Genomic DNA, 23,429 nt, shown 5'->3' with positions numbered 1-23,429 from the left:
TCACGCGACAGATTGAAACATTCACCGCCACTTAGTCAGGGTCGGTGCGATAGATCAAGCGTTCGTCGCAAGGCGCGATGCGCAGAATGTTCGTCGTGCCCGGCACGTTGAACGGCACCCCGGCCACCACGACGATATGATCGTCGTCATCGGCAAACCCGTGATCGCGGGCGACACGGGCCGCGTTCACCACCGCCTGTTTGAAGCGGACCAGTTCCGGCGTCTTGAAGCAATGGCAGCCCCAGGACAGCGACAGCCGCCGCAGCGTGCCCATCAGCGAGGACATGGCGATGATCGGCACACGCGGGCGTTCGCGCGCGGCGATGCGGGCGGTCGCGCCGGATTGCGTAAAGGCACAGATCGCGGCGATGTCGGTGGTTTCGGCAATCTCGCGCGCGGCGGTCACGATCCCGTCGGCAATGCTGTGCAGCTTGGCCTTGCGGCTGGATTCGATGATCTCGCGATAGGTCGGGTCGCTTTCGACGCTGCGCGCCACGCTGTCCATCGTGGTGACGGCCTCGACCGGATACTGGCCTGCCGCGCTTTCGGCGGACAGCATGATGGCGTCGGTGCCCTCATAGATGGCGGTGGCCACGTCGCTGACCTCGGCCCGCGTGGGCATCGGGCTTTCGATCATGGATTCCAGCATCTGCGTGGCGACGATCACCGGCTTGGCCGCCGCGCGGCAATGGCGCACCAGACGTTTCTGAATCGGCGGCACCGAATGCACCGGCAGTTCCACCCCCAGATCGCCGCGCGCCACCATGATGCCATCGGATACGGCCAGAATTTCAGTGAAAGCCTTGACCGCGGCGGGTTTTTCGATCTTGGAGAGAATGGCGGCACGGCCCCGCGCCAGTTGCTTGGCCTCCTCGACATCCTCGGGGCGCTGGACAAAGGACAGCGCCAGCCAGTCCACCCCCAGTTCGCAGGCGAATTCCAGATCGTCACGATCCTTGTCGGACAGGGCGGCCAGCGGCAGCACCACATCGGGCACGTTCACGCCCTTGCGGTCGGAAATCGTGCCGCCCACCGTCACGGTGCAATTGGCGAAATCGGGGCCGCAGTCATTGACGCGCAGGCGGATCTTGCCGTCATTGACCAGCAGTTCCGATCCGGGCTGCAAGGCCGCGAAAATTTCGGGGTGCGGCAGTTGCACCCGCTGCCCGTCGCCCGGCACCGCATCCAGATCAAAGCGAAAGCTGTCGCCTTCCTCAAGATCATGGGCACCGCTGGCAAAGGGACCGACGCGCAGCTTTGGCCCTTGCAGGTCGGCCAGAATCGCGATGGGGCGGCCGGTTTCCTCTTCCACGCGGCGGATGGCGGCGTGGCGGGCGCGGTGATCCTCGTGGCTGCCGTGGCTCATGTTCAGGCGGAACACATCGGCGCCAGCCTCGGCCAGCGCAAGGATGGTTTCATAGTCGCTGGAGGCCGGGCCAAGCGTGGCGACGATTTTCACATTGCGATGGCGTCTCATCCGTTCCGTCCTTTTGACCGTGTTTGCGCTATCTATGCCGGATTCAACTTGTGGTGGCAACTGGTGTTACGCGCCTCGATGGCCTAAATCCTGCGGGTCAATTACGGCGGAATCATGACGGACGAAGCATTCTGGATCACCGGGGCCGACCGCCCCTCGCGCTGGCTGGTGACATGCGATCATGCAACGAATCATGTGCCCGGCTGGGTGGCGGGCGGAGATCTGGGCATCGCACCGCAGGATATGGCGCGCCATATCGCCTATGATGTCGGCGCGGCGGGCGTGGCGGCGCATCTGGCCAAGCTGCTGGACGCACCGGCGATCTTTTCCAATTTCTCGCGGCTGGTGATCGACCCGAATCGCGGCGAAGATGACCCGACGCTGCTGATGCGGCTGTATGACGGCACGGTGATTCCCGCCAACAAACACGCCTCGCCCGAAGAAAAGCTGCGGCGGCTGGAACGGCTGCACCGGCCCTATCACGCCGCGCTTGGGGCACTGGCGGCACAGCACCCTGACCGCTGCATCTGCGCGGTGCATTCCTTCACCCCCCGCCTGCAAGGCCGCGCGCCCCGGCCGTGGCAGATAGGGGTGCTGTATTCGCATGACGACGAACGCCTTGGCCCGCCGCTGATTACCGCCTGCCGCGAACAAGGCTGGATCACCGGCGACAACGAACCCTACGCCGGGCATCTGGACGGCGATTCCATCGACCGCCACGCGCTGAAGCCGGGGCGCCCGAACGTGCTGATCGAGCTGCGCAACGACCTGATCCGCGACGATGCGGGCCAACGCGAATGGGCGGCGCGGCTGGCCCCGGTGCTGACACAGGTGCTGGCGCAGGCAGAGGTCTGAGGGGGCAATGCCCGGCCGGTTCGCCGCCATCGCTGCGGCCGAATTTACCAGCATCAATCTGGCCATCGCAGCACTGATCCGGGCGATACTCTATCCGACGATGATCCGGCGGCGCTGTCGGACCATCGACTCACGCTGTCGCTGATGGCCATCGCGAACCGCACCAAAGCGCGGTTCGCCTAAGGCGCTCGGGGCTTCCTGTTTGCCCAAATACGCATCTTCGGGCGGGTCAGACCGCCGATTTGCGGCTTTCCTCAAGATAAACGTCGCGCAGGCGGGCCGCCACCGGACCGGGAGCGCCATCCCCAACCGACACCCCGTCAACCGAAACCACCGGCATCACAAAGGCCGACGCCGACGTGTAAAACGCCTCATCCGCGGCCTGAGCCTCGGCGATGGTAAAGTTGCGCTCCTCGATCTTCATCTGCGCCTCGGCGGCAAAGCGCAGCACGGCGGCGCGGGTGATGCCGTGCAGAATATCGTTCGACAGCGCGCGGGTGATGATGACGCCATCCTTGACGATATAGGTATTGTTGCTGCTGCCCTCGGTCACGAAACCGTCCTCGACGAACCACGCATCATCGGCCCCCGCCGCCTTGGCCGCCATCTTGGCCATCGACGGATACAGCAATTGCACCGTCTTGATGTCGCGCCGCCCCCAACGCAGATCCGGCACCGAGATGACGCTGACGCCAACCCTGGCCGCCGGGCTGTCGGCCAGATTCGCCTTGGCCTGGGTGAACAGAACCACGGTCGGCGCGGTATCGGCAGGCGGATAGGCGAAATCGCGGTCGCCGGGGTTGCCGCGCGTGACCTGAAGATAGATCAGCCCTTCGTCGATGCCGTTATCCGCCACCATGCGGCGATGGATCGCCAGCCATTCGTCATCGCTGTGCGGATTGGCCATGTCCAGCTCGGCCAGCGACCGTTTCAGACGCAGCAGATGCCCGGCAAAGTCGATCAGCTTGCCGTCCAGCACGCTGGTCACTTCATACACCGCATCTGCCATCAGAAAGCCGCGGTCGAACACCGAAACCATCGCCTGATCTTCGGGCAGGTAATCGCCGTTCACATAAACGGTGCGGGTCATCTTGCTATCCTTTTATTGACATGGCGTGGGTTTCCGCCGAAAGGAACGGCCCGTCAAGGCTTGCCGAATCTGCCCAAAAATCCGGCAAAAAATGCGCCGCAGGAACGATCCCGCCCAAAGCCGCGCCATGCGACAATATTGTAACTATAAATTTATCGTGTTTGCGCTATCGCTAGCGCCAACGGAAGGCGATTCGCGGCATGGGGGCCGTCGATCCTCCGTTGCCTGCGGCATGTCACTTGGGGGAAAAAATGACAGTCGATCCACGAATAGCAATGACATTTCGTCAAATCATGTTGATGAATTTCGGTTTTTTCGGAATTCAATACAGTTTTGGCTTGCAGCAGACGGCGATCAACCCGGTGTTCAGCTTTCTGAACGCCAACCCGGAACAACTGCCGCTGCTGAACATGGCGGGGCCGGTGACGGGGCTGATCGTGCAGCCGATCATCGGCGCGCTGTCTGACCGCACCTGGGTGCCCGGCCTTGGCCGCCGGCGCCCGTATTTCCTGATCGGCGCCATCGGCTGTTCGATCTGTTTGTTCTTTTATCCGCATGTCACCGCGCTTTGGATGGCGGTTCTGCTGCTGTGGATGCTGGACATCAGCAACAACACCGCGATGGAGCCGTATCGCGCCTTTATCGCCGACAAGCTGCCCGCCGGTCAGCACGCCACCGGCTTTTTGATGCAGAGCTTTTTCACCGGGCTTGGCATCACGCTGGCGAACGTGTCGCTGTATGTGTTCCAGAAATACATCGGCGGCGTGACGGAATCGGGCATCCCCTATTGGGTATTCGGGTCGTTCTATGTCGGGGCGATCTGCTCGATCGGGTCGGTTCTGATTTCGGTGCTGTCCACGCCGGAAAACCCGCCGACCCCGGCCGAGCTGGAGGAACTGCGCGCCAAGCCCAAGGGGCTGTTTGCCGCCGTCGCGGAAATCTTTGACGCCATCCGCACCATGCCCAGTGCGCTGTGGCAACTGGCGCTGGTTTACCTGTTCCAGTGGTATGCGATGTTCATCTATTGGCAGTATGTGTCGCATTCCATTGCAAAATCTGTCTGGAATGCCACCGTCGCCGATCATGCCCTGTATCAAGAGGCCGTGGGCTGGACCGGGCTGGTTAACGGCTTCTATAACGTCGTGACCTTTTCTTCGGCCTTTGGTCTGGTCTGGCTGGCGCATCGCTGGGCACCCAAGATGGTTCACGCCTTTGCCGTGACGCTGGCCGGGGCGGCGCTGCTGATCTTTCCGCATATCACCAACAAATACATGCTGTTCGTGCCGATGATCGGGTTCGGGATCGGCTGGGCCAGCATGATGGGCGTGCCCTATCTGATCGCCGTGACCGAGATCCCCAAGGAACGCTATGGCGTTTATATGGGCATCATCAACATGATGATCGTGATCCCGATGCTGATCGAGACGGTGACATTCGGCTTTATCTACAAGACCTTCCTTGGGTCGAACCCCAGCACCGCCATCAGCTTTGCCGGTGTGCTGCTGATCCTTGCGGCGCTGGCGACGCTGATGATCCGCACCAGGCCGAACCAGCCGGTCAGCAACCTGCCCATGCCTGCGGCGGCGGCGGTCACTGATCGACGCTGACGCACGAAATTCAGCCGCGCCGGTTCTGCTGGCGCGGCTTTTTGCTGCGGGTGCGAGATGCGCCTTGCAAGGGGGGCGGCAATAATCTAGCCATCAGGCAGGTTTTCACGCAACTTTCCGAAAGGCCGAAGATGAGCTTTCGCACCCAGCCTTTGCCCGCCGCACGTCTGAACCGCTGCCAGCTGTTCGGCCCCGGCTCTCGCCCCGCGCTGTTTGAAAAGATGGCGGCCTCGGCGGCGGATGTCATCAACCTCGATCTGGAAGATTCGGTCGCCCCGGACGACAAGGAACAGGCGCGCAAGAACATCATTGCCGCCATCGGCGACGTGGATTGGGGCGACAAAACCGTTTCGGTGCGCATCAACGGGCTGGATACGCCGTTCTGGTATCGCGATGTGGTGGACCTGCTGGAACAGGCGGGGGATCGGCTGGATCAGATCATGATCCCCAAGGCCGGCAACGCCAGCGACATCTATGCCGTCGATGCGCTGGTGACGGCGGTGGAAAAGGCCAAGGGCCGGTCAAAACCCATTGCTTTTGAAGCGATTATCGAAACCGCCGCCGGTATCTGCCATGTCGAGGAAATCGCCGCGGCCTCGCCCCGGATGGAGGCGATCAGCCTTGGTGCGGCGGATTTCGCGGCCTCGATGGGGATGGCGACCACGGGGATCGGCGGGACGCAGGAAAACTATTACATGCACCGCGAGGGGGCGAAATACTGGTCCGATCCGTGGCATTGGGCGCAGGCCAAGATCGTCGCCGCCTGCCGCACGCATGGCGTTTTGCCGGTGGATGGACCGTTCGGCGATTTCAGCGATCCCGAGGGTTTCCGCGCGCAGGCGCTGCGTTCGGCGACTTTGGGCATGGTTGGCAAATGGGCGATCCATCCCAGTCAGGTGGCGCTGGCCAATGAGGTGTTTTCGCCCGACGAAAAGGCCGTGACCGAAGCGCGCGAGATTCTGGCCGCGATGGAGGAAGCCACCCGCACCGGCGCCGGGGCGACGGTCTATAAGGGGCGGCTGGTGGACATCGCCTCGATCAAACAGGCGCAGGTGATCGTCGATCAGGCCGACAAGATCGCGGCCAAAGGTTAACGCAACAGCAGCGCGCGTTGCGACAGGGGCGGCGCGCGTTGCAACAGGGCGCGGGGCCAGCGTTTGCTGGTTTCGATGCGGCACAACCTGTGCACAAGGCGTGCACAGGTTGTACACAGGCTGTGCACAGCGCGCGCAGGCTCGGCGAGTTTGGGCGCGGAAGTGTTAACCTTTGAGGGCGTGACGGGGGGGCCTGCCCAAGGGGCGGAATGACAGGTCGGGCCTATTCACCCCGCCAGCGCCATTCCTGACCGGATCAGTGATGCCTTGCAGCGTGGTCCTTGACCAATGCGGCGCTGGCTTGTTCACGGCCATGATTTGCGGAACCGCCGATCCGGTTCCTGTTTCGCGCGGCATGGCGTGGCTGGCCGGTTGTCGCGGGATGCAATCATGGGAGAGGCTGGGCCTGCAAGCGGAACCCGTTTCTGCGCCCTGCCCCGGATGATCTGCGTGGTTTCAGCCCTCGTCGCGGATGAAATGAACGCTGACCGGCGGCGGCACCGAGGTTGGCGCCCGGGCCACCCGCCTGCTGGCCCGCCATATCGCCCGCATCGCGCCCGAGAGCGGGCCTTAATTCCGCCGCGCCAGCCGGAACGCGGCCGAGGCACCCCAGCCCGCGATGACGGCGACCGCCAGCGACATCAGGCCGTAAAGCAGCGGCTGGTCAAAGGCCATGCGGTAAAGCCAGCGTTCCAGACCGACCTTCCGCACCTCGATCGGGGCGCGATAGACGTCGATGATGCGGCCATCGCGCAGCAGAAAGATGCGGGTGCGGTATTCGCCCTCGATCAGATTGGCGGGCAGGCGCACGTCGGCGCGGAACAGGGTTTGTTCGGCAATGTGAACATCGCCTTCGTCCAGCCGGTAGATGCCGTCCTGCTGACGCTGGCGGACCAGCGATTCGGTAAAGGCAACCGCGTCTTCCACCTCGACCGGGCCGGCGAAGGCGCGCATCGCCAGCGGCACCGAGATGCGATAGCGGGTGTCGTAATCGGGCCGCAATATCTGCGACAGCGGGGCCGATGTCGCCACGACGTAAAAGCTGGGCACGGCCCCGACATGCAGCGATTCGGTGTTGATCCAGATGCCAAAGCGCCGCGCCTTGCGCCGGATGGTCAGCACCTGACCCGGCCCCTCGACCGTGACGATCACCTGCAAGGGCGGGCCGGAGGGGATCGGAGTTTCACGCTTGACCGCGCCATAGATCAGGATGTCGGACCCGTCAAAGCTGGCGGTGATCGCCACCGCATCGCTGGACAGCCCGGCGACGACCTCTTCCTGCGGGGGGGGATTGCCGGTTTCGGTATCGGGGCGGCCGAAATCGCGATAGGTGGGGTACACGTCATCCGATTGCTGCGCGACGGCGGCGGCGGCAGGCAGGGCGAACAGCAATGCGGCCAGCACAAGCGCCCTCATGTCCGGCCCACCGCGACGGAATACAGGTCATCGGGCCGCAGGAACAGGTCCAGCGCCAGCTTGCCGCAGACCGCCAGCACCAGCAGCGCCAGCAGGATGCGCAACTGTTCGGCCCGCAGCCTTGCCCCCAGATGCGTGCCCAGTTGCGCCCCGGTCACACCGCCCACGATCAGCAGCACCGCCAGCATGACATCGACGGTATTATAGCTGACCGCGTGCATCAGCGTGGTAAAGGCGGTCACAAAAGTGATCTGAAACAACGAGGTGCCGACGACGACCTTGGTCGGCATCCCCAGCAGGTAGATCATCGCGGGCACCATGATAAAGCCGCCGCCCACCCCCATGATCGCGGCCAGCACCCCGACCAGCAGCCCGACCACCAGCGGCGGGATAACGCTGATATACAGGCCCGACGCCCGGAATTTCACCTTCAGCGGCAGGCGATGCACCCAATTATGCTGATGCAGCCGCTTGCGCACGGCGGGTTTGCGGCTGGCAGACAGGGCGCGCAGGCTTTCCTGCAACATCATCACCCCGATCAGGCCCAGAAACACCACATAGCAAAGCTGCACCACCAGATCGACCTGCCCCAGCCGTTGCAGCAGGGTAAAGACCCAGACGCCCAGCCACGACCCGACCATCCCCCCCGCCAGCAAGACCCCGCCCATGCGGAAATCGACCGTCTTGCGCTTCAGATGCGCCAGCACCCCGCTGACCGACGAGGCGACGACCTGATTGGCCCCGGTCGCCACCGCGATGGCGGGGGGGATACCGATAAAGAACAGCAGTGGCGTAATCAGAAAGCCGCCGCCGACGCCGAACAGCCCGCTCATCAATCCGACAATGCCGCCAAGGCCGATCAGCGTGAACGCATTGACCGAAACTTCGGCGATAGGAAGGTAGATCTGCATGGCCTGCCTGTTGTGCCCTTTCCCTATCCTGCCCGTGCTGCGGGGCGGCGTCAAAGGGCTTTGCGCCCGCTGTGCCTTGATGACTACACCATGCACCGTTAATCAGACGTAAAGTGACAGCAAAACGGGGCGGCGATGCGCATTCTCATTACCAATGACGACGGGATCAACGCTCCGGGGCTGGAGGTTCTGGCCGAAATCGCCGCTGAAATCGCCGGGCCGGGTGGCGAGGTCTGGACCGTGGCCCCCGCCTTTGAACAATCGGGCGTCGGCCATTGCATCAGCTATTCGCACCCGACCATGGTGGCCAGGCTGGGTCAGCGCCGCTTTGCCGCCGAGGGCAGCCCCGCCGATTGCGTCATGGCCGCAATTTCCGACGTGATGGCCGATTGCCCGCCCGATCTGGTGTTGTCGGGGGTGAACCGCGGCAATAACGCGGGCGAAAATGTCATGTATTCCGGCACCATAGGCGGCGCGATGGAGGCGGCGCTGCAAGATGTGCGCGCCATTGCGCTGTCGCAGTATCTTGGCCCGGAAACCGCCGGGCTGGACGATCCGTTTCAGGCCGCGCGCCAGCATGGCGCCCGCGTCGTCCGCGCCATTCTGGACCACGACGACTGGAGCAGCGACGCCGATTTTCCGTTGTTTTACAACATCAACTTTCCGCCTCTGCCCGCCAGTGCCGTGCGCGGCATCCGGGTGGCGCCGCAGGGGCGGCGGGGCGGGTCGCGCTTTGCGATGCAGCCCTTCGATGCGCCGAACGGGCGGCGGTATCTGTGGATCGCCGGCGGGCCGCAGAATACCAGCGCCACGCCCGGCAGCGATGTGGCGGCCAATCTGGACGGCTATATCGCCGTGACGCCGATGCGCGCCGATCTGACCTGCCGCGATTCGCTGCAAGGCGCGGCGACCGCGCTGAACGAAGGCTGAGCGGATGGAGGGTGACGACGCCTCGGAACGCAAGATGCGGTTTCTGTTCCAGCTTCGCTCGCGCGGGGTGACGGACCCGCGCGTTCTGGCCGCGATGGAGCGGATCGACCGGGGCGACTTTGTGCGCGGCCAGTTCGCCGAACGCGCCTATGACGACATGCCGCTGCCGATCCCCTGCGGGCAGACGATCAGCCAGCCCTCGGTCGTGGGGCTGATGACGCAGGCGCTGGAGGCCAGCCCGCGCGACACCGTGTTAGAGATCGGCACCGGGTCCGGCTATCAGGCGGCGGTGCTGGCGGGGCTGGTGCGCCGCGTCTATACCGTCGACCGCCATCGCCGCCTTGTCGCCGAGGCGCAGGCGCTGTTCGACCGGCTGGGGCTGAGCAATATCACCGCTCAGGTGGCCGACGGGTCGCGCGGGTTGCCCGATCAGGCGCCCTTCGACCGCATTCTTGTGACCGCCGCCGCCGAAGACCCGCCGGGGCCGCTGTTGGCACAGCTCAAGATCGGCGGTATCATGGTTGTGCCGGTGGGGCAGTCGGATGCGGTGCAGACGCTGATCCGGGTGCGCCGGGGCGAGGATGGCTTCGACTATGACGAGCTGCGTCAGGTGCGGTTCGTCCCGCTGGTCGAGGGGTTGGGCCAGACATGACCCCCGGCCGCGATACAGGCGAAAAGGACAGTAAAATGCGCATTTCATTCAGGGCCTTGGCTGCGACAGCCGGGCTGGCGGCTCTGGCGTCCTGCACCGGGCAGGGCAGCGGCGGCATGGACATCGACCTGCGCGGGATGATCCCCGGCGCGCTGAACACCGCGCCCGCCGCGCAGGCGGCGCAGGCGCGCCCGGCCCCGGATGCGCAGGGCGTCATCACCTTTCAGAACACCCGCGTCGCCGTGGCGCGGCAGGGCGACACCATTGCCGCCATCGCCGCGCGGCTGGGGCTGAACGCGGCGCAACTGGCCAGCTATAACGCCATCGCCGCCAATGCGCCGCTGCACGCCGGGGCGGTGGTCGCCCTGCCCGGCCAGCCCGCCGCGCGGTCGGGCAGCTACGGCAACCAGACGGCAGCGGCCCCGGCGGCGCAGCAAGGCGCGGCCCCTGCCCCGACCCCTGCGCCCGCTGCCGCCGCGCCGCGTCAGCATGTGGTGACGACGGGGGAAACGGCGTGGTCCATCGCGCGGCGCTATTCCGTCAGCGTGGCCGATCTGGCGGCGTGGAACGGCCTGCCCTCTGACATGAGCCTGCGGCCCGGTCAGCGGCTGCTGATCCCCGTTGCCGGTCAGGCCGCGCCCGCCGCCGCAGCCACCGCCGCGCAGGCCGGGGCGGAAACCCGCACCGTCACGGCCCCCGGCACCGGCAGCCCCACGCCTGAACCTCCGTCCGCGTCGCGCGCGCTGCCGACCGAACAGACGCCCGCCGCCGCGACCCCGGCTCCGCCGCCCGCCGGCCCGGATCTGGGCGCGACCCGCACCGCGGCCTCAACCCGTGGCCGGTTCAGTATGCCGGTGAACGGGCCGATCATCCGCCCCTATGCCAAGGGCCGGAACGAGGGCATCGACATCGCCGCCCCCGCAGGCACACGGATCAACGCAGCGGCCAGCGGGCGCGTGGCCGCGATCACCCGCGACACCGAGGGCACGCCCATCGTCGTGCTGCGCCATGAAAACGATATGCTGTCGGTCTATGCCGGGATGGACGATCTGACCGTATCGCGCGGCGATGCGGTCAGCCGGGGGCAAGCCTTGGGGAAATCCACGACCAGCGGGGTGCTGCATTTCGAAATCCGGCGCGGCTTTGACAGCGTGGACCCGGAAGGGCTGTTCTAAGGCGATCAGCCCGCCGGGGAACAATGGCTACGCGGGCTTCACCGGCCTGCGTGGTTGTTGCTGTTGTGGCAGGCGGGGCGAGGGCGGGCGATGCCGGATCGCAACCAGCACCCCAAGGATGCCGATAACCCGGAGCGCAGCCGGTGTCGCGGCCAGATAGAGCCAAGCGCATAGGCCGCACAGGCGCGGCTTCGCTGCGGAGGCGACCCGGGGCAGCCGCACTGCCCATCCTCGACGGCAAGCGGATGCCGTTAAACCGGACGAGGGTCTGCCCGGGGTTCATCACCGGACCGCCGCCATGGATCGGGCAGGTATGCGCGTGGCCCAGCAGAGCTATGGGCTTACCCATCTAATTCCCCGAACCCTCTTGCGATGCCCATTCGTAACAGGCGTGTCGATCTGAGAAGAGTTTGCGAAGCAATCACCTTTCTTGTCCCGTGATCTCGCCCGGGGCGTATTCATAAGGGCCGGCCAGATCCATTTCCTCGTCAAAACCTTTTCTCGAATACAGGCCGACGCTTCCGTTCTTCTTCCAGAATCTTGGTGCGGTTATCCTCACCCCGATAGATTCAAAATAGTAATCCGACCCGCTGAACAACACTGTGCTTTCGCGCTGGGCAAGTTGCCGGATGATGGCAATCCTGTCGCTGCCCCACACATTTACTCCGTTGATGACAAGAGTATCATTTTTATCGCGTAGGAAAAACGCTGTCAGCTCATCGCCGGAGAATATGGCTTCGGGACGCTGATTATTGGTCGGCGAGTCTGAGAAACTCATCGTGTTCTGGGTTTTGAGCACCTCGATATAGTGCTCGCCCAAGACATCAGGGTCGAGCGCATGCTGCATGCTCTCATAGGAGTTCACAATCGATTCCGGTGTGCCAAGCTGCTGGATGACCTGCTCGTGGGTCATGCCATAGGTCAGGGGGCCATACCCCCTATATGCTCTGAATTCCCACGACATTATCTTCTTCCTCTTCTTCTGCGCTGAGGTCCTGCCGGGTATTTGTCAGGGTATCGCGAGAATTGCGGATCATTGTGCCCCCATGCTGCCCGGTCTTTACGAATTTGCAAGGTTCAGCGGCTATGTCTTGGGGCAGGATGCCGCCCGGCCCGCAACCCGCCGCCTAGCGGATGTCGAGCGAGACCACATCCTTGACATAGCGCGCGCCGCGTTCGTCGCCCGGCGCGACCATGCGCAGCCCGTCGGGGATCGGCGCGCCGTCCAGCTCGAATCCGATCAGGATCGGGCGGGCGCCAAACTCGGGCAGGATTTCTCCGACCGAAAAGGCCACCTGATGATCGTCGCGCGCGGTGACAAGGATGGTATGGCGCAGCGCCGCTTTCGGATCGGCATCCAGATCGGTATGCGCGGCCAGCACATCCCACAGCAACACGCCGCGATACTGGCCGCGCATCTCGCCCCGGCTGCTGGCGTGAGCCGTTTCGACCTCTTGCACCGGCATGGCGGCCAGCGTGTCGGCGCTCAGATCAACGCGCAGGCCGTTGGGACCGGTCAGCACCGCATCGGCGCCGGCTGCAAGGGGAATGGCGGCCAAGATCAGGATCGCGAACAGACGGGTCATCGGGCACCTTTCGATTCGATGTATCCACCCAAACATATCGAAAAATGCCGCCGCGACAAAGCGCGGCTTTGTTCCGCATTCGTTCCTGATTTTCGGTTGCTTTTGTCTGCGCGCGCATTATCTGATGCGCTTGGGTCAAAGGAACACGCCATGGAACAGAAGTTCATCGAGGTGCGCGGCGCGCGCGAACACAACCTGAAGGGCGTGGATCTGGACATTCCGCGCGATCAGCTGGTGGTGATTACCGGCCTGTCGGGGTCGGGCAAATCATCGCTGGCCTTTGACACCATCTATGCCGAGGGTCAGCGCCGCTATGTCGAATCGCTGTCGGCCTATGCGCGGCAGTTTCTGGACATGATGGGCAAGCCCGATGTCGATCACATCAGCGGCCTGTCCCCCGCGATCAGTATCGAGCAGAAAACCACATCCAAGAACCCGCGTTCGACCGTGGGCACCGTGACCGAGATCTATGACTATCTGCGGTTGCTGTTCGCCCGCGCTGGCACCCCCTATTCGCCCGCCACCGGCCTGCCGATCGAGGCGCAGCAGGTGCAGGACATGGTGGACCGGATCATGGCCATGCCCGCCGGCACCCGCGCCTATTTGCTGGCCCCCATCGTGCGCGACCGCAAGGGCGAATATAAGAAAGAGTTCATCGAACTGCGCAAGCAGGGCTTTCAGCGGGTCAAGGTGAACGGCGCGTTCCACGAGCTGGACGAACCGCCGGTGCTGGACAAAAAGTTCCGCCATAACATTGACGTGGTGGTGGACCGGATCGTCACCGGCGGCGATATTGCCACGCGGCTGGCCGACAGTCTGCGCACCGCGCTGGATCTGGCCGATGGCATCGCCATTCTGGAAACCGCGACCGAGGAACCCGAACGCATCACCTTCAGCGAAAACTTTGCCTGCCCGGTGTCGGGCTTTACCATCCCCGAAATCGAGCCGCGGCTGTTTTCCTTTAACGCGCCCTTCGGGGCCTGCCCGGTTTGTGACGGGCTGGGGGTGGAGCTGTTCTTTGACGAACGGCTGATCGTGCCGGATGCCGCCCTGTCGGTGGACAAGGGGGCGATTGCGCCATGGGCCAAGTCGAAATCGGCCTATCTGACGCAAACCATCAATGCGCTGGCCAAGCACTTTGGCTTCGACAAGAAAACCCCGTGGAAGGATCTGTCGCCCGATGTAAAACGGCTGTTCCTGCACGGCTCCGGCAACGAGGAAATCGAGTTTCGCTTTGACGACGCGGGCCGGGTCTATCAGATCAGCCGCGCCTTCGAGGGCGTGATCCCCAATATGGAACGCCGCCTGCGCGAAAGCGATTCCGCATGGGTGCGCGAGGAATTCGAGAAATACCAGAACAACCGCCCCTGCGGCACCTGCAACGGCTATCGCCTGAAGCCCGAAGCCTTGGCGGTCAGGATCAGCGGCAGCCATATCGGTCAGGTCGTGGATCTGTCGATCCGCGAAGCCCTGGCCTGGGTCGAGGCCGCGCCCGACAGCCTGACCAATCAAAAGAACGAAATCGCCCGCCCCATCCTTAAGGAAATCCGCGAAAGGCTGGGGTTTCTGGTGAATGTGGGGCTGGATTACCTGACGCTCAGCCGCGCGGCGGGCACCTTGTCGGGGGGCGAATCGCAGCGCATCCGGCTGGCCAGCCAGATCGGCAGCGGGCTGACCGGGGTGCTGTATGTGCTGGACGAACCCAGCATCGGCCTGCACCAGCGCGACAACGACCGGCTGCTGGACACGCTGAAGGGGCTGCGCGATGCGGGCAATTCGGTCATCGTGGTGGAACATGACGAAGACGCGATCCGCCATGCCGATTACGTCTTTGACATGGGACCGGGCGCGGGCGTGCATGGCGGCACCATCGTCAGCCGCGGCACGCCGGGCGACATCACCGCCGACCCGGCCAGCCTGACCGGGCAATATCTGTCCGGCGCGCGCGAGATCAGTGTTCCGGGCGAACGCCGCGCCGGGAACGGCAAGGCGGTGACGGTGGTCGGCGCGACCGGCAACAACCTGAAAGACGTGACCGCCGAATTTCCTCTGGGCCGCTTTGTCTGCGTCACCGGCGTCTCGGGCGGCGGCAAATCGACGCTGACGATTGAGACCCTGTTCAAGACCGCCAGCCTGCGCCTGAACGGCGCCCGGCAGACACCCGCCCCCTGCGAAACCATCAAGGGGCTGGAACATCTGGACAAGGTGATCGACATCGACCAGCGGCCCATCGGGCGGACTCCGCGATCCAACCCGGCCACCTATACCGGCGCGTTCACCCCGATCCGCGACTGGTTCGCCGGCCTGCCCGAGTCGAAGGCGCGCGGCTATAAGCCGGGGCGGTTCAGTTTCAACGTCAAGGGCGGCCGCTGCGAGGCGTGTCAGGGCGATGGCGTCATCAAGATCGAGATGCACTTTCTGCCCGATGTCTATGTCGAATGCGAAACCTGCAAGGGTCAGCGTTACAACCGCGAAACGCTGGAGGTGCAGTTCAAGGGCAAATCCATCGCCGACGTGCTGGACATGACGGTCGAGGACGCGCAGGAATTTTTCAAGGCCGTGCCCTCGATCCGCGAAAAGATGGACGCGCTGATGCGGGTCGGGCTGGGCTATATCAAGGTCGGCCAGCAGGCGACGACTCTTTCCGGGGGCGAGGCGCAGCGGGTCAAGCTGTCCAAGGAGCTGTCGCGGCGTTCCACGGGCCGGACGCTGTATATTCTGGACGAACCGACGACCGGCCTGCATTTCGAAGATGTGCGCAAGCTGTTGGAAGTGCTGCATGAACTGGTCGATCAGGGCAATTCGGTGGTGGTGATCGAGCATAACCTTGACGTGATAAAGACCGCCGACTGGATCATCGACATCGGCCCCGAGGGCGGCGACGGCGGCGGGCAGTTGGTGGCGGTCGGCACACCCGAAACCGTGGCCAGCGTCGCGGCCAGCCACACCGGGCGCTATCTTGCGCCGATGCTGGATGCCGCGCGCCAGCGGCGGGGCCATGACGTGATCCAGCCGCAAGCCGCCACCGCAAAACCGCGCCGCAACAGCAGACGCAAGGACGCCGCCGAATGATCCTGCAAGCCGCGCTGAACGGCGCGCGGCAGGCGGAGGTTCCGCTTCTGCCGCTGCTGCCCGATCAGGTTGCGGCGGATGCGCTGGCCTGCCGCGCGGCGGGCGCGGATTGCCTGCATATCCACCCGCGCGACGATGCCGGGCGCGAAACGCTGGCCCCGGATACTGTCGCCGCGCATCTGCGCGCGGTGCGACGCGCCGTGCCGGGGATGCCGGTGGGCATCAGCACCGGCGACTGGATCGCCCCGGCGCGGGGGCGGCTGCGGGATATGGCGGCGTGGGATGAAAAGCCCGATTACGTTTCCGTTAACCTGTCCGAACCGGATGCCCCTGCGGTCATGGCGCTGATGCGGCGTCTGGGGGTGGGAATCGAGCTGGGCCTTGCCCGCATGGCCGATCTGGACCGGCTGTTATCCCTGCCCGATGCGGCTGCGGGCGCGGTTCGGGTGATGATCGAAATGGACCACGGCGATCTGCCACAGGCCGGGCCGCTGGCGCAGGCAATGCTGGCGCGTCTGCGCCGCGATCTGCCGGGCTTGCCGGTGCTGTTGCACGGCTTTGACCACACGGCTTGGCCCTTTGTTAACCGCGCCCGCATATGGGGCTGCGAGGCCGCGCGCATCGGGTTAGAGGACGTCTTGACCGCGCCCGACGGCACCCCGGCAGGCAATGCGCAACAGGTCGCCATCGCACGCGAAATTCTTGACGACCCGTCGCCCGCCCATGACACGGAAAGGCCCGCCATGACCCCGAGCTTTCCTCGCACCCCCGACGCTCTGCCGCACGCCTGGGGGCTGACGGGCGATGTGCCGGTGGAAATCTGGGAACGGTTCTCGCCCGCCTACGAGGCGCAGGCCGAACGGCTGGTGCGTGCCATCGCGGCGCAGGGATATGCGGCGGCCTTCGGCGGTGCCGGCAGCGAGGATGGCGAGTTCGTCGCCATCACCCGCGCGGGCAAGGCCGTGGCGCTGATCCATCTGGAACACCCGGACGAGGCGCAGGAACTGGCCGCGATGGACGATGCCGCACTGGCGGCGTGGCTGGCCAAATCCGTCGCATGACTCCGCGCCGGGGAAACGGAAAAATGCTGCACCTGCATTTTCCCCCTTGCGCGCGGACGATCCTGCGATTAAACGCGCCAAACCGAAACGGAGTGCGGGCGTAGCTCAGGGGTAGAGCATAACCTTGCCAAGGTTAGGGTCGTGAGTTCGAATCTCATCGCCCGCTCCAGTTTCTTTCCCGACAGTGTTGGTCAGGCGATTATCGGCCGGCGTGCCGGTTGTCATCATCTTGTCACGACACTGCGCAGGTTTCGTCATAAACGCGCCGCATAACCGCCCCATCGACAACCCGATGGAATCATCATGCGCCACCTTTTCCTGACCGCAGCCGTTCTGACCACCGCCGCCCCCGCGCTGGCCGAGGAAACCTTTCCCGCCACGCTGGCCGGGCACGCCTTTGTTCCGGCGATGACGATGACCGCCCCGCCCGCTGACGCGCCGCGCGATGCCTGGGTGTCGGGCAAGTTCACCGGCGAAACGCCCAACCGCCAGCCGATGACCAAACCGGGCGACACCGGCGCGGCCTATGGCAGCCACCCGACCGGCATCAGCCTGCCGTTTCTGGGCCAGCCGATTCAGGGCTTTTCCGGCTTTGCGATGAACCGGGCGGATGATGGCTCGGTCTATGTGCTGATCGACAACGGTTTTGGGTCCAGAGCGAACAGCCCCGACGCGCTGCTGATGTTCAACCGCATGACGCCGGATTTCGAATCAGGCGATGTGGCGATCAACGAAACCGTGTTCCTGCACGACCCCGACCACAAGGTGCCGTTCCGCATCGCCTATGAGGGCAGCGATTCGCGCTATCTGACCGGCGCGGATTTCGACCCTGAAAGCATTCAGGTGCTGAACGATGAAGTCTGGATCGGGGATGAGTTCGGCCCCTGGCTGATCCGCGCCGGGCTGGACGGGCGCATCATCGACGTTTACCCGACGCTGATCGACGGCCAGCCGCTGCGCAGCCCCGACCACCCTGCCCTGCGCGTTCCGGCCGCGCCCGGCACCGATTTCCAAAGCCAGCGGTCGGGCGGGTATGAGGGCATGGCCCTGCAACCCGGCACCAACCTGCTGTGGGCGATGCTGGAAAAGCCGCTGCTTGGGGCGGATGGTCAGCCCGAGGGCAATTTCCTGCGCGTGCCGATCTTTGATCCGGCGGCGGGCGAATGGACCGGCGAAACGGCGCGCTTTGCGCTGGCCGAAGGGGCGACCGCCATCGGCGATTTCAACTTTATCGACGAAACCCGCGCGCTGGTGATCGAACGCGACAATGGTGAGGGCGACCCGTCGCTGCAATGCGCGGGCGAACCGGCGCAGGATTGCTATCCGGTGCCGGCGCTGCACAAGCGCGTCGTGCTGGTCGATACCGCCGACCGCGATGCCGATGGCTTTATGCGCCGCATCGGTCATATCGACCTGATGAACATTGCCGACCCGGACGGGCTGGCGCGGCTGGAAACCTCGCGTCAGGGCGACGGGCCGTTCACCTTTCCGTTCTTTACCATCGAAGATGTGATGGCCGTGAATGACACGCAGATCATGGTCGCCAACGACAACAATCTGCCGTTTTCCGCCGGGCGCAAGCTGGGCGAGGCCGCGAATAACGAGTTCATCCTGTTAAACGTGCCGGAATTGCTGGCGGCACGCTGATACCACAGGGCAGCGCGGATTTTTTCGCGCTGCCCCCCTTGCACCCCGCCGCGGCGGAGGCTATGTCCGATCCACCGAAACGGAGTGCGGGCGTAGCTCAGGGGTAGAGCATAACCTTGCCAAGGTTAGGGTCGTGAGTTCGAATCTCATCGCCCGCTCCATTCGGGCCGCGCCGCCTTTCGGGGCGGCATTTTTGTTGGCAGGGATCTGATGACCCATATAATGCCGCCGGACAGCAAAGACATGCCACCAACGGGGCGCGCCCGGTCTGGGAAATGGTTGGCAGGACTGGTTACAAAGGCAACAGTCCCTTTCGCATCCCCCTGCCACCCGGATGCGGGTAAATCTGACATTGTAAACTACCGCCTGTCCTTTGCTGGATTGCGGCACATATGTCAAGAAAATCAGCAGCGACGGACGATATGACAATGAAAAACCTGACTCTCCCCCTGTCAGAGCGGCTGATTGAGGCCGGAATGCAGATTCTGCTGTCGGGCGAAACGCTGACCTTGCGTGGGGCCGCGGCGCGGGCGGGGGTGTCGCATGGCGCACCGGCGCATCATTTCGACGGGCTGTCGGGCTTGCGCACCGCCATTGCGATCAAGGCGTTCCGCGATTTCGGTAAATTCCTGCGCGATGCGCTGGATCAGCCGGTGCCCGACGATTCCGATGCGCCACGCCAGCGGCTGCGCAATCTGGGCCGCGCCTATTGCCAGTTCGCGCAGGATCAGGGCACGCTGTTTCACCTGATGCTCGTGCATACCGAGGTTGACCGCGACAACCCCGATCTGGCCAGTGCGATGCAATACGCCTACGAGCCGCTGCGGATCGCGGCGGCGCCCTTTACCAAGGGGCGTGATCCGGTGATGATCGAAACCATGATCTGGAGCCTTGCGCACGGCTATGCCATGCTGGGCTGCGCCGAGCGGGTCAACAGTCTGGCCCCGCCCTTTGGCGCGCCCGCACTGGACGATCTGATGCGGGAAATGGGCATTCTCGGTTCGCTGCGGACAGAAGACCCGACCGCAGCAGGGCAATAAGCCGCCTTAGCCGTCCACGCGGATGCGGGCGTTTTCGGGGTCGAAGGGGCTGTCCTCGGTCACTTGGGCGTCCCACAGCTCGCGGAACATGCGCACCTTCAGTTTCGTGCCCGGCACGGCCAGATCGGGGCGGACATAGCCCATGGCGATCTGTTTGCCGAACGCCACCGAATACCCGCCCGAGGTCAGCCGCCCGACGCGCTGCCCGTCAAGGAACAGCCCCTCGCGGCCCCACGGATCGGCATCATCCGGCCCGTCGATCAGCAGCGTGACGCATTTCGAGCGGATGCCCTTGGCCTGCATCGCATCCTTGCCGTTGAAGGATTTCGACAGATCGACAAAGCGATCCAGCCCGGCCTCAAGCGGGGTGGCGTCGCGGCCCAGTTCGGTGCCAAAGGCGCGATAGGATTTTTCCTGCCGCAGCCAGTTCTGCGCCCGCGCGCCGACCAGTTTCAGCCCGTGCTTTTCGCCCGCCTTAATCAGTTCATCCCACAGGTAACGGCCGAATTCGATGGGATAGTGCAGTTCCCAGCCCAATTCGCCGGTATAGGCGACGCGAATGGCGCGGACGGGGCACATGCCCAGTTCGATGTCGCGCACCGATAGCCACGGGAATCGCTTGTTGCCCAGCACCGTGTCGGGGTCGGCGTCGCGCACCAGTTCGCGCAGGATCGCGCGGCTGTTCGGCCCGGCCAGCGCATAGACGCCCCATTGCGTGGTGATGTCCTGAATGATGACCTGCCCGAATTCGCCGCCCATTTCCTCGGCCAGTTTGCGCAGGTTGTCGCCATCGTAATCGGCCCATGCCCCGGCAGAGATGACATAGTAATCATCCTCGGCCAGTCGCACGATGGTGTATTCGGTGCGCGTCGTCCCGGTTTCGGTCAGGGCATAGGTCAGGTTGATGCGCCCGACCTTGGGCAGTTTGTTGGTGGTGAACCAGTCCAGAAACGCCGTCGCCCCCGCGCCGTAAACGCGATGCTTGGCAAAAGCAGAAGCGTCGATCAGGCCGGCCGTTTCGCGAAGCGCCTTGGCCTCGTCCAGCGCATATTGCCACCAGCCGCCCCGGCGAAAGCTGCGCGCGGCATGGTCATCGAACCCCTGCGGCGCGTAATAGTTCGGGCGTTCCCAGCCGTTCACCTGCCCCATCTGCGCCCCGGCCGCGATCTGGCGGTCATAGGCGGGCGCGGTGCGCAGCGGGCGCGCGGCTTGGCGTTCTTCGTCGGGGTGATGCAGGATGAAGACATGCTCATAGCATTCTTCGTTCTTTTTCACCGCATAATCGGTGGTCATCCAGCGGCCAAAGCGGCGCGGGTCAAGGCTGGCCATGTCGATTTCGGCCTCGCCCTGGGTCATCATCTGCGCCAAATAATAGCCGGTGCCCCCGGCGGCGGTGATGCCAAAGCTGAAGCCCTCGGCCAGCCACATGTTGCGCAGGCCCGGCGCGGGGCCGACCAGCGGGTTGCCATCGGGCGTATAGCAGATCGGGCCGTTGAAATCATCCTTGAGACCCACGGTTTCCGAGGTCGGAATCCGGTGGATCATCGACATGTATTCCTCTTCGATGCGTTCCAGATCCAGCGGGAACAGATCGGCGCGGAAGGTTTCGGGCACGTCATAGATGAACCGCGCGGGCGCATTGCGTTCATAGGGGCCAAGAATCCAGCCGCCGCGTTCTTCGCGGACATACCATTTCGCATCGGCATCGCGCAGGACCGGGTGTTCGGGGTTGCCCTCGGCCCGCCATTTCAACAGCGCGGGGTCGGGTTCGGTGACGATGAACTGATGTTCGACCGGGATCGCCGGGATCTTGATGCCCAGCAGGCGCGCGGTGCGCTGTGCGTGGTTGCCGGTGGCGGTGACGACATGTTCGGCGCGAATCTCGAACGGTTCGTTGGCGGGCACAAGGTTGCCGCCCTTTTCCACCATGCGGTCGCAGGTCACGATCCATTCATCGCCGGTCCATTTATAGGCGTTGACCTGAATCTTGCGCTCGATCGAGGCACCGGCCATGCGGGCGGCGCGGGCCATCGCCTGCGTCACATCGGCGGGGTTGATATAGCCGTCGGTCGGGTGGAACAGCGCACCTTTCAGGTCTTCGGTGCGCACCAGCGGCCAGCGATCCCTGATCTGGGCGGGCGTCAGGAATTCATGTTCGACGCCAACGGTTTCGGCGGTGGCGGAATACAGCATATATTCATCCATCCGCGCATCGGTCTGCGCCATGCGCAGGTTGCCCACGCGCGCGAAACCGGCGTTCAGGCCGGTTTCCGCCTCTAGCCCGGCGTAGAGTTTCACCGAATAATCATGGATATGGCTGGTCGCATAGCCCATGTTGAACAGCGGCAGCAGACCGGCGGCGTGCCAGGTGGACCCGGCGGTCAGTTCGTCGCGTTCGACCAGCATCGTATCCCAGCCCGCGCGCGCCAGATGCAGCGCAATCCCGCATCCCACGGCACCGCCGCCCACCACCAACGCCTTTACATGTGTCTTCATGGTCCGAATCCCCTGTCAGCCTATTGTCTTTTTCTGTCAGACCGTCCGCGCGCGCGACAGGGGCAGGCGACAGGTTGCGGCCAGAATGCGACATTCGACATGTCTTGCGGGGCTTGCCTGTCGCCCTGCCCCCTTTCCCTGCGCGCCTGCCCGCGCTATCACCGCACCATGCTGAAAACCCGGATCATTCCCTGTCTTGATGTCGCCGATGGCCGTGTGGTCAAGGGCGTGAACTTCGTTGACCTGATCGACGCCGGCGATCCGGTCGAGGCGGCCAAAGCCTATGATGCGGCGGGCGCGGACGAGATCTGTTTTCTCGACATTCATGCGACGCATGAAAACCGTGGCACCATGTTCGATCTGGTCACGCGCACGGCAGAACAGTGCTTTGTGCCGCTGACGGTCGGCGGCGGCGTGCGGTCGCACAGCGATGTGCGGGCGCTGTTGCTGGCCGGAGCGGACAAGGTGTCGTTCAACTCGGCCGCAGTGGCCGACCCGGATGTGGTGGCGGCGGCGGCGGATCGGTTCGGCAGCCAGTGCATCGTCGTGGCCATCGACGCCAAGACGGTCGCGCCGGGGAAATGGGAAATCTTTACCCATGGCGGGCGCCGCCCCACCGGCATCGACGCGGTTCAGTTTGCCCGCACCGTGCAGGCCAGGGGCGCGGGCGAGATCTTGCTGACCAGCATGGACCGCGACGGCACCAAGTCCGGGTTCAACATCCCGCTGACGCGCGCCATTGCGGATGCCGTGAATATCCCGGTCATCGCCTCGGGCGGGGTTGGCACGCTGGATCATCTGGTCGAGGGCGTGACCGAGGGTGGCGCATCCGCCGTGCTGGCGGCATCCATCTTTCACTTTGGCACCTATACCATTGGCGAGGCCAAGGCTCATATGGCTGCCGCCGGCATCCCGGTGAGGCTGACATGAGCGCGCTTGACCGTCTTGCCGCCACCATCGCCGCCCGCAAGGACGCGGACCCGGACGAAAGCTGGACAGCCAGGCTGCTGTCCAAAGGCCCCGAAAAATGCGCCGAGAAATTCGGCGAAGAAGCGATCGAGGCCGTGATCGAGGCCGTGCGCGGCGACCGCGCCCGCCTGACGTCTGAGGCGGCGGATGTGATCTATCATCTGCTGGTGATGCTGGCAGCACGGGATGTGACGCTGGCTGATGTGCAGGCCGAGCTGGAACGGCGCGAGGGCACCTCGGGCATCGCCGAAAAGGCAGCGCGGTAGCAGGGGGTGCGGTAGCGGGGGGGGGGGGGGGGGGGCCGGCGGGGGTCGGGGCGGGGCGACCGCCGCGCGGATAGGGTTGGGGGCT

Annotated in this window: 19 protein-coding genes and 2 tRNA genes; 14 read left to right on the top strand and 7 right to left on the bottom strand. The window is 64.4% G+C overall.

Annotated elements, in window-relative coordinates:
* Positions 1–31: 31 nt before the first annotated feature.
* Positions 32–1,477: a pyruvate kinase gene (pyk, locus tag Q4G14_RS08940; RefSeq protein WP_303361395.1), complete on the bottom strand. Its 1,446-nt coding sequence runs from the start codon at positions 1,475–1,477 to the stop codon at positions 32–34.
* Positions 1,478–1,591: 114 nt separating this feature from the next.
* On the opposite strand from pyk, the gene Q4G14_RS08935 reads away from it, so the two are divergent.
* Positions 1,592–2,332: an N-formylglutamate amidohydrolase gene (locus Q4G14_RS08935; protein ID WP_303361394.1), complete on the top strand. Its 741-nt coding sequence runs from the start codon at positions 1,592–1,594 to the stop codon at positions 2,330–2,332.
* 229 nt (positions 2,333–2,561) lie between these two features.
* On the opposite strand, the gene Q4G14_RS08930 is transcribed toward Q4G14_RS08935, so the two are convergent.
* Positions 2,562–3,422 carry a D-amino-acid transaminase gene (locus Q4G14_RS08930; protein ID WP_303361393.1) on the bottom strand — a complete coding sequence of 287 codons (861 nt, stop codon included), beginning with the start codon at positions 3,420–3,422 and terminating at the stop codon, positions 2,562–2,564.
* Positions 3,423–3,697: 275 nt separating this feature from the next.
* Here Q4G14_RS08930 and Q4G14_RS08925 point away from each other — a divergent pair, with 275 nt between their 5' ends.
* Both Q4G14_RS08925 and Q4G14_RS08920 read left to right on the top strand, forming a co-directional pair.
* Positions 3,698–5,029, top strand: coding sequence for an MFS transporter (locus Q4G14_RS08925; RefSeq protein ID WP_303361392.1), 1,332 nt, complete (start codon positions 3,698–3,700; stop codon positions 5,027–5,029).
* Between the two features lie 131 nt (positions 5,030–5,160).
* Entirely contained in the window at positions 5,161–6,123 is a 963-nt protein-coding gene (locus Q4G14_RS08920) for an L-malyl-CoA/beta-methylmalyl-CoA lyase (protein WP_303361391.1), read from the top strand.
* Positions 6,124–6,693: 570 nt separating this feature from the next.
* Here the strand turns inward: Q4G14_RS08920 and Q4G14_RS08915 are convergent.
* Entirely contained in the window at positions 6,694–7,539 is an 846-nt protein-coding gene (locus Q4G14_RS08915) for a TIGR02186 family protein (RefSeq protein WP_303361390.1), read from the bottom strand.
* Complete coding sequence (locus Q4G14_RS08910; protein ID WP_303361389.1) at positions 7,536–8,450, bottom strand: sulfite exporter TauE/SafE family protein; 915 nt, start codon at positions 8,448–8,450, stop codon at positions 7,536–7,538. Before Q4G14_RS08910 ends, Q4G14_RS08915 begins: the two co-directional genes overlap by 4 nt.
* 135 nt (positions 8,451–8,585) lie before the next feature.
* Between Q4G14_RS08910 and surE the strand changes: the two genes are divergently transcribed.
* From surE to Q4G14_RS08895, 3 genes are read left to right on the top strand one after another with little or no spacing between them, the layout of a single operon-like run.
* Positions 8,586–9,380 (top strand): 5'/3'-nucleotidase SurE, encoded by a 795-nt coding sequence (gene surE / locus Q4G14_RS08905; protein ID WP_303361388.1) that lies wholly within the window; start codon positions 8,586–8,588, stop codon positions 9,378–9,380.
* Positions 9,381–9,384: 4 nt separating this feature from the next.
* Positions 9,385–10,032, top strand: coding sequence for a protein-L-isoaspartate(D-aspartate) O-methyltransferase (locus tag Q4G14_RS08900; protein WP_303361387.1), 648 nt, complete (start codon positions 9,385–9,387; stop codon positions 10,030–10,032).
* 35 nt (positions 10,033–10,067) lie between these two features.
* A complete protein-coding gene (locus tag Q4G14_RS08895) occupies positions 10,068–11,207 on the top strand; it encodes a LysM peptidoglycan-binding domain-containing protein (RefSeq protein ID WP_303361386.1) in 1,140 nt (379 codons plus the stop codon).
* Between the two features lie 421 nt (positions 11,208–11,628).
* Here the strand turns inward: Q4G14_RS08895 and Q4G14_RS08890 are convergent, their stop codons facing one another.
* Together Q4G14_RS08890 and Q4G14_RS08885 are read right to left on the bottom strand one after the other, a co-directional pair.
* Positions 11,629–12,171 (bottom strand): hypothetical protein, encoded by a 543-nt coding sequence (locus Q4G14_RS08890; protein ID WP_303361385.1) that lies wholly within the window; start codon positions 12,169–12,171, stop codon positions 11,629–11,631.
* 163 nt (positions 12,172–12,334) lie between these two features.
* Positions 12,335–12,793, bottom strand: coding sequence for a hypothetical protein (locus Q4G14_RS08885; protein ID WP_303361384.1), 459 nt, complete (start codon positions 12,791–12,793; stop codon positions 12,335–12,337).
* Positions 12,794–12,943: 150 nt separating this feature from the next.
* Here Q4G14_RS08885 and uvrA point away from each other — a divergent pair, with 150 nt between their 5' ends.
* From uvrA to Q4G14_RS08855, 6 genes are all read left to right on the top strand, one after another.
* Complete coding sequence (uvrA, locus tag Q4G14_RS08880) at positions 12,944–15,865, top strand: excinuclease ABC subunit UvrA (protein WP_303361383.1); 2,922 nt, start codon at positions 12,944–12,946, stop codon at positions 15,863–15,865.
* Positions 15,862–16,926 carry a 3-keto-5-aminohexanoate cleavage protein gene (locus Q4G14_RS08875; RefSeq protein ID WP_303361382.1) on the top strand — a complete coding sequence of 355 codons (1,065 nt, stop codon included), beginning with the start codon at positions 15,862–15,864 and terminating at the stop codon, positions 16,924–16,926. The genes uvrA and Q4G14_RS08875 overlap by 4 nt, the downstream gene beginning before the upstream one ends.
* A gap of 94 nt (positions 16,927–17,020) precedes the next feature.
* Positions 17,021–17,095 (top strand) — tRNA-Gly (locus Q4G14_RS08870).
* Between the two features lie 134 nt (positions 17,096–17,229).
* The gene (locus Q4G14_RS08865) at positions 17,230–18,573 is read left to right on the top strand and encodes an esterase-like activity of phytase family protein (protein WP_303361381.1); all 1,344 of its coding nucleotides are present in this window, start codon (positions 17,230–17,232) and stop codon (positions 18,571–18,573) included.
* A gap of 86 nt (positions 18,574–18,659) precedes the next feature.
* Positions 18,660–18,734, top strand: a tRNA-Gly gene (locus Q4G14_RS08860).
* 267 nt (positions 18,735–19,001) lie between these two features.
* Positions 19,002–19,613 carry a TetR/AcrR family transcriptional regulator gene (locus Q4G14_RS08855; RefSeq protein WP_303361380.1) on the top strand — a complete coding sequence of 204 codons (612 nt, stop codon included), beginning with the start codon at positions 19,002–19,004 and terminating at the stop codon, positions 19,611–19,613.
* Positions 19,614–19,619: 6 nt separating this feature from the next.
* Here Q4G14_RS08855 and Q4G14_RS08850 read toward each other — a convergent pair whose 3' ends face one another.
* Positions 19,620–22,109: an FAD-dependent oxidoreductase gene (locus Q4G14_RS08850; RefSeq protein ID WP_303361379.1), complete on the bottom strand. Its 2,490-nt coding sequence runs from the start codon at positions 22,107–22,109 to the stop codon at positions 19,620–19,622.
* A 168-nt stretch (positions 22,110–22,277) separates the two neighbouring features.
* On the opposite strand from Q4G14_RS08850, the gene hisF reads away from it, so the two are divergent.
* Positions 22,278–23,039 carry an imidazole glycerol phosphate synthase subunit HisF gene (gene hisF, locus Q4G14_RS08845; RefSeq protein WP_303361378.1) on the top strand — a complete coding sequence of 254 codons (762 nt, stop codon included), beginning with the start codon at positions 22,278–22,280 and terminating at the stop codon, positions 23,037–23,039.
* Complete coding sequence (locus Q4G14_RS08840) at positions 23,036–23,344, top strand: phosphoribosyl-ATP diphosphatase (RefSeq protein ID WP_303361377.1); 309 nt, start codon at positions 23,036–23,038, stop codon at positions 23,342–23,344. Before hisF ends, Q4G14_RS08840 begins: the two co-directional genes overlap by 4 nt.
* Positions 23,345–23,429 lie beyond the last annotated feature (85 nt).

The sequence above is a fragment of the Paracoccus sp. (in: a-proteobacteria) genome (assembly GCF_030538755.1).
In the GTDB taxonomy this organism is placed as follows: Bacteria; Pseudomonadota; Alphaproteobacteria; order Rhodobacterales; family Rhodobacteraceae; genus Paracoccus.
The sequence above is the reverse complement of the archived record's forward strand: the minus strand, read 5'-3'. Positions and strand labels throughout refer to the sequence as shown.

Bases quoted from the DNA above. Each gene is read 5' to 3' on its own strand.
- pyk (WP_303361395.1), bottom strand. From the start codon at position 1,477: ATGAGACGCCATCGCAATGTGAAAATCGTCGCCACGCTTGGCCCGGCC.
- Q4G14_RS08935 (WP_303361394.1), top strand. From the start codon at position 1,592: ATGACGGACGAAGCATTCTGGATCACCGGGGCCGACCGCCCCTCGCGC.
- Q4G14_RS08930 (WP_303361393.1), bottom strand. From the start codon at position 3,422: ATGACCCGCACCGTTTATGTGAACGGCGATTACCTGCCCGAAGATCAG.
- Q4G14_RS08925 (WP_303361392.1), top strand. From the start codon at position 3,698: ATGACATTTCGTCAAATCATGTTGATGAATTTCGGTTTTTTCGGAATT.
- Q4G14_RS08920 (WP_303361391.1), top strand. From the start codon at position 5,161: ATGAGCTTTCGCACCCAGCCTTTGCCCGCCGCACGTCTGAACCGCTGC.
- Q4G14_RS08915 (WP_303361390.1), bottom strand. From the start codon at position 7,539: ATGAGGGCGCTTGTGCTGGCCGCATTGCTGTTCGCCCTGCCTGCCGCC.
- Q4G14_RS08910 (WP_303361389.1), bottom strand. From the start codon at position 8,450: ATGCAGATCTACCTTCCTATCGCCGAAGTTTCGGTCAATGCGTTCACG.
- surE (WP_303361388.1), top strand. From the start codon at position 8,586: ATGCGCATTCTCATTACCAATGACGACGGGATCAACGCTCCGGGGCTG.
- Q4G14_RS08900 (WP_303361387.1), top strand. From the start codon at position 9,385: ATGGAGGGTGACGACGCCTCGGAACGCAAGATGCGGTTTCTGTTCCAG.
- Q4G14_RS08895 (WP_303361386.1), top strand. From the start codon at position 10,068: ATGCGCATTTCATTCAGGGCCTTGGCTGCGACAGCCGGGCTGGCGGCT.
- Q4G14_RS08890 (WP_303361385.1), bottom strand. From the start codon at position 12,171: ATGTCGTGGGAATTCAGAGCATATAGGGGGTATGGCCCCCTGACCTAT.
- Q4G14_RS08885 (WP_303361384.1), bottom strand. From the start codon at position 12,793: ATGACCCGTCTGTTCGCGATCCTGATCTTGGCCGCCATTCCCCTTGCA.
- uvrA (WP_303361383.1), top strand. From the start codon at position 12,944: ATGGAACAGAAGTTCATCGAGGTGCGCGGCGCGCGCGAACACAACCTG.
- Q4G14_RS08875 (WP_303361382.1), top strand. From the start codon at position 15,862: ATGATCCTGCAAGCCGCGCTGAACGGCGCGCGGCAGGCGGAGGTTCCG.
- Q4G14_RS08865 (WP_303361381.1), top strand. From the start codon at position 17,230: ATGCGCCACCTTTTCCTGACCGCAGCCGTTCTGACCACCGCCGCCCCC.
- Q4G14_RS08855 (WP_303361380.1), top strand. From the start codon at position 19,002: ATGAAAAACCTGACTCTCCCCCTGTCAGAGCGGCTGATTGAGGCCGGA.
- Q4G14_RS08850 (WP_303361379.1), bottom strand. From the start codon at position 22,109: ATGAAGACACATGTAAAGGCGTTGGTGGTGGGCGGCGGTGCCGTGGGA.
- hisF (WP_303361378.1), top strand. From the start codon at position 22,278: ATGCTGAAAACCCGGATCATTCCCTGTCTTGATGTCGCCGATGGCCGT.
- Q4G14_RS08840 (WP_303361377.1), top strand. From the start codon at position 23,036: ATGAGCGCGCTTGACCGTCTTGCCGCCACCATCGCCGCCCGCAAGGAC.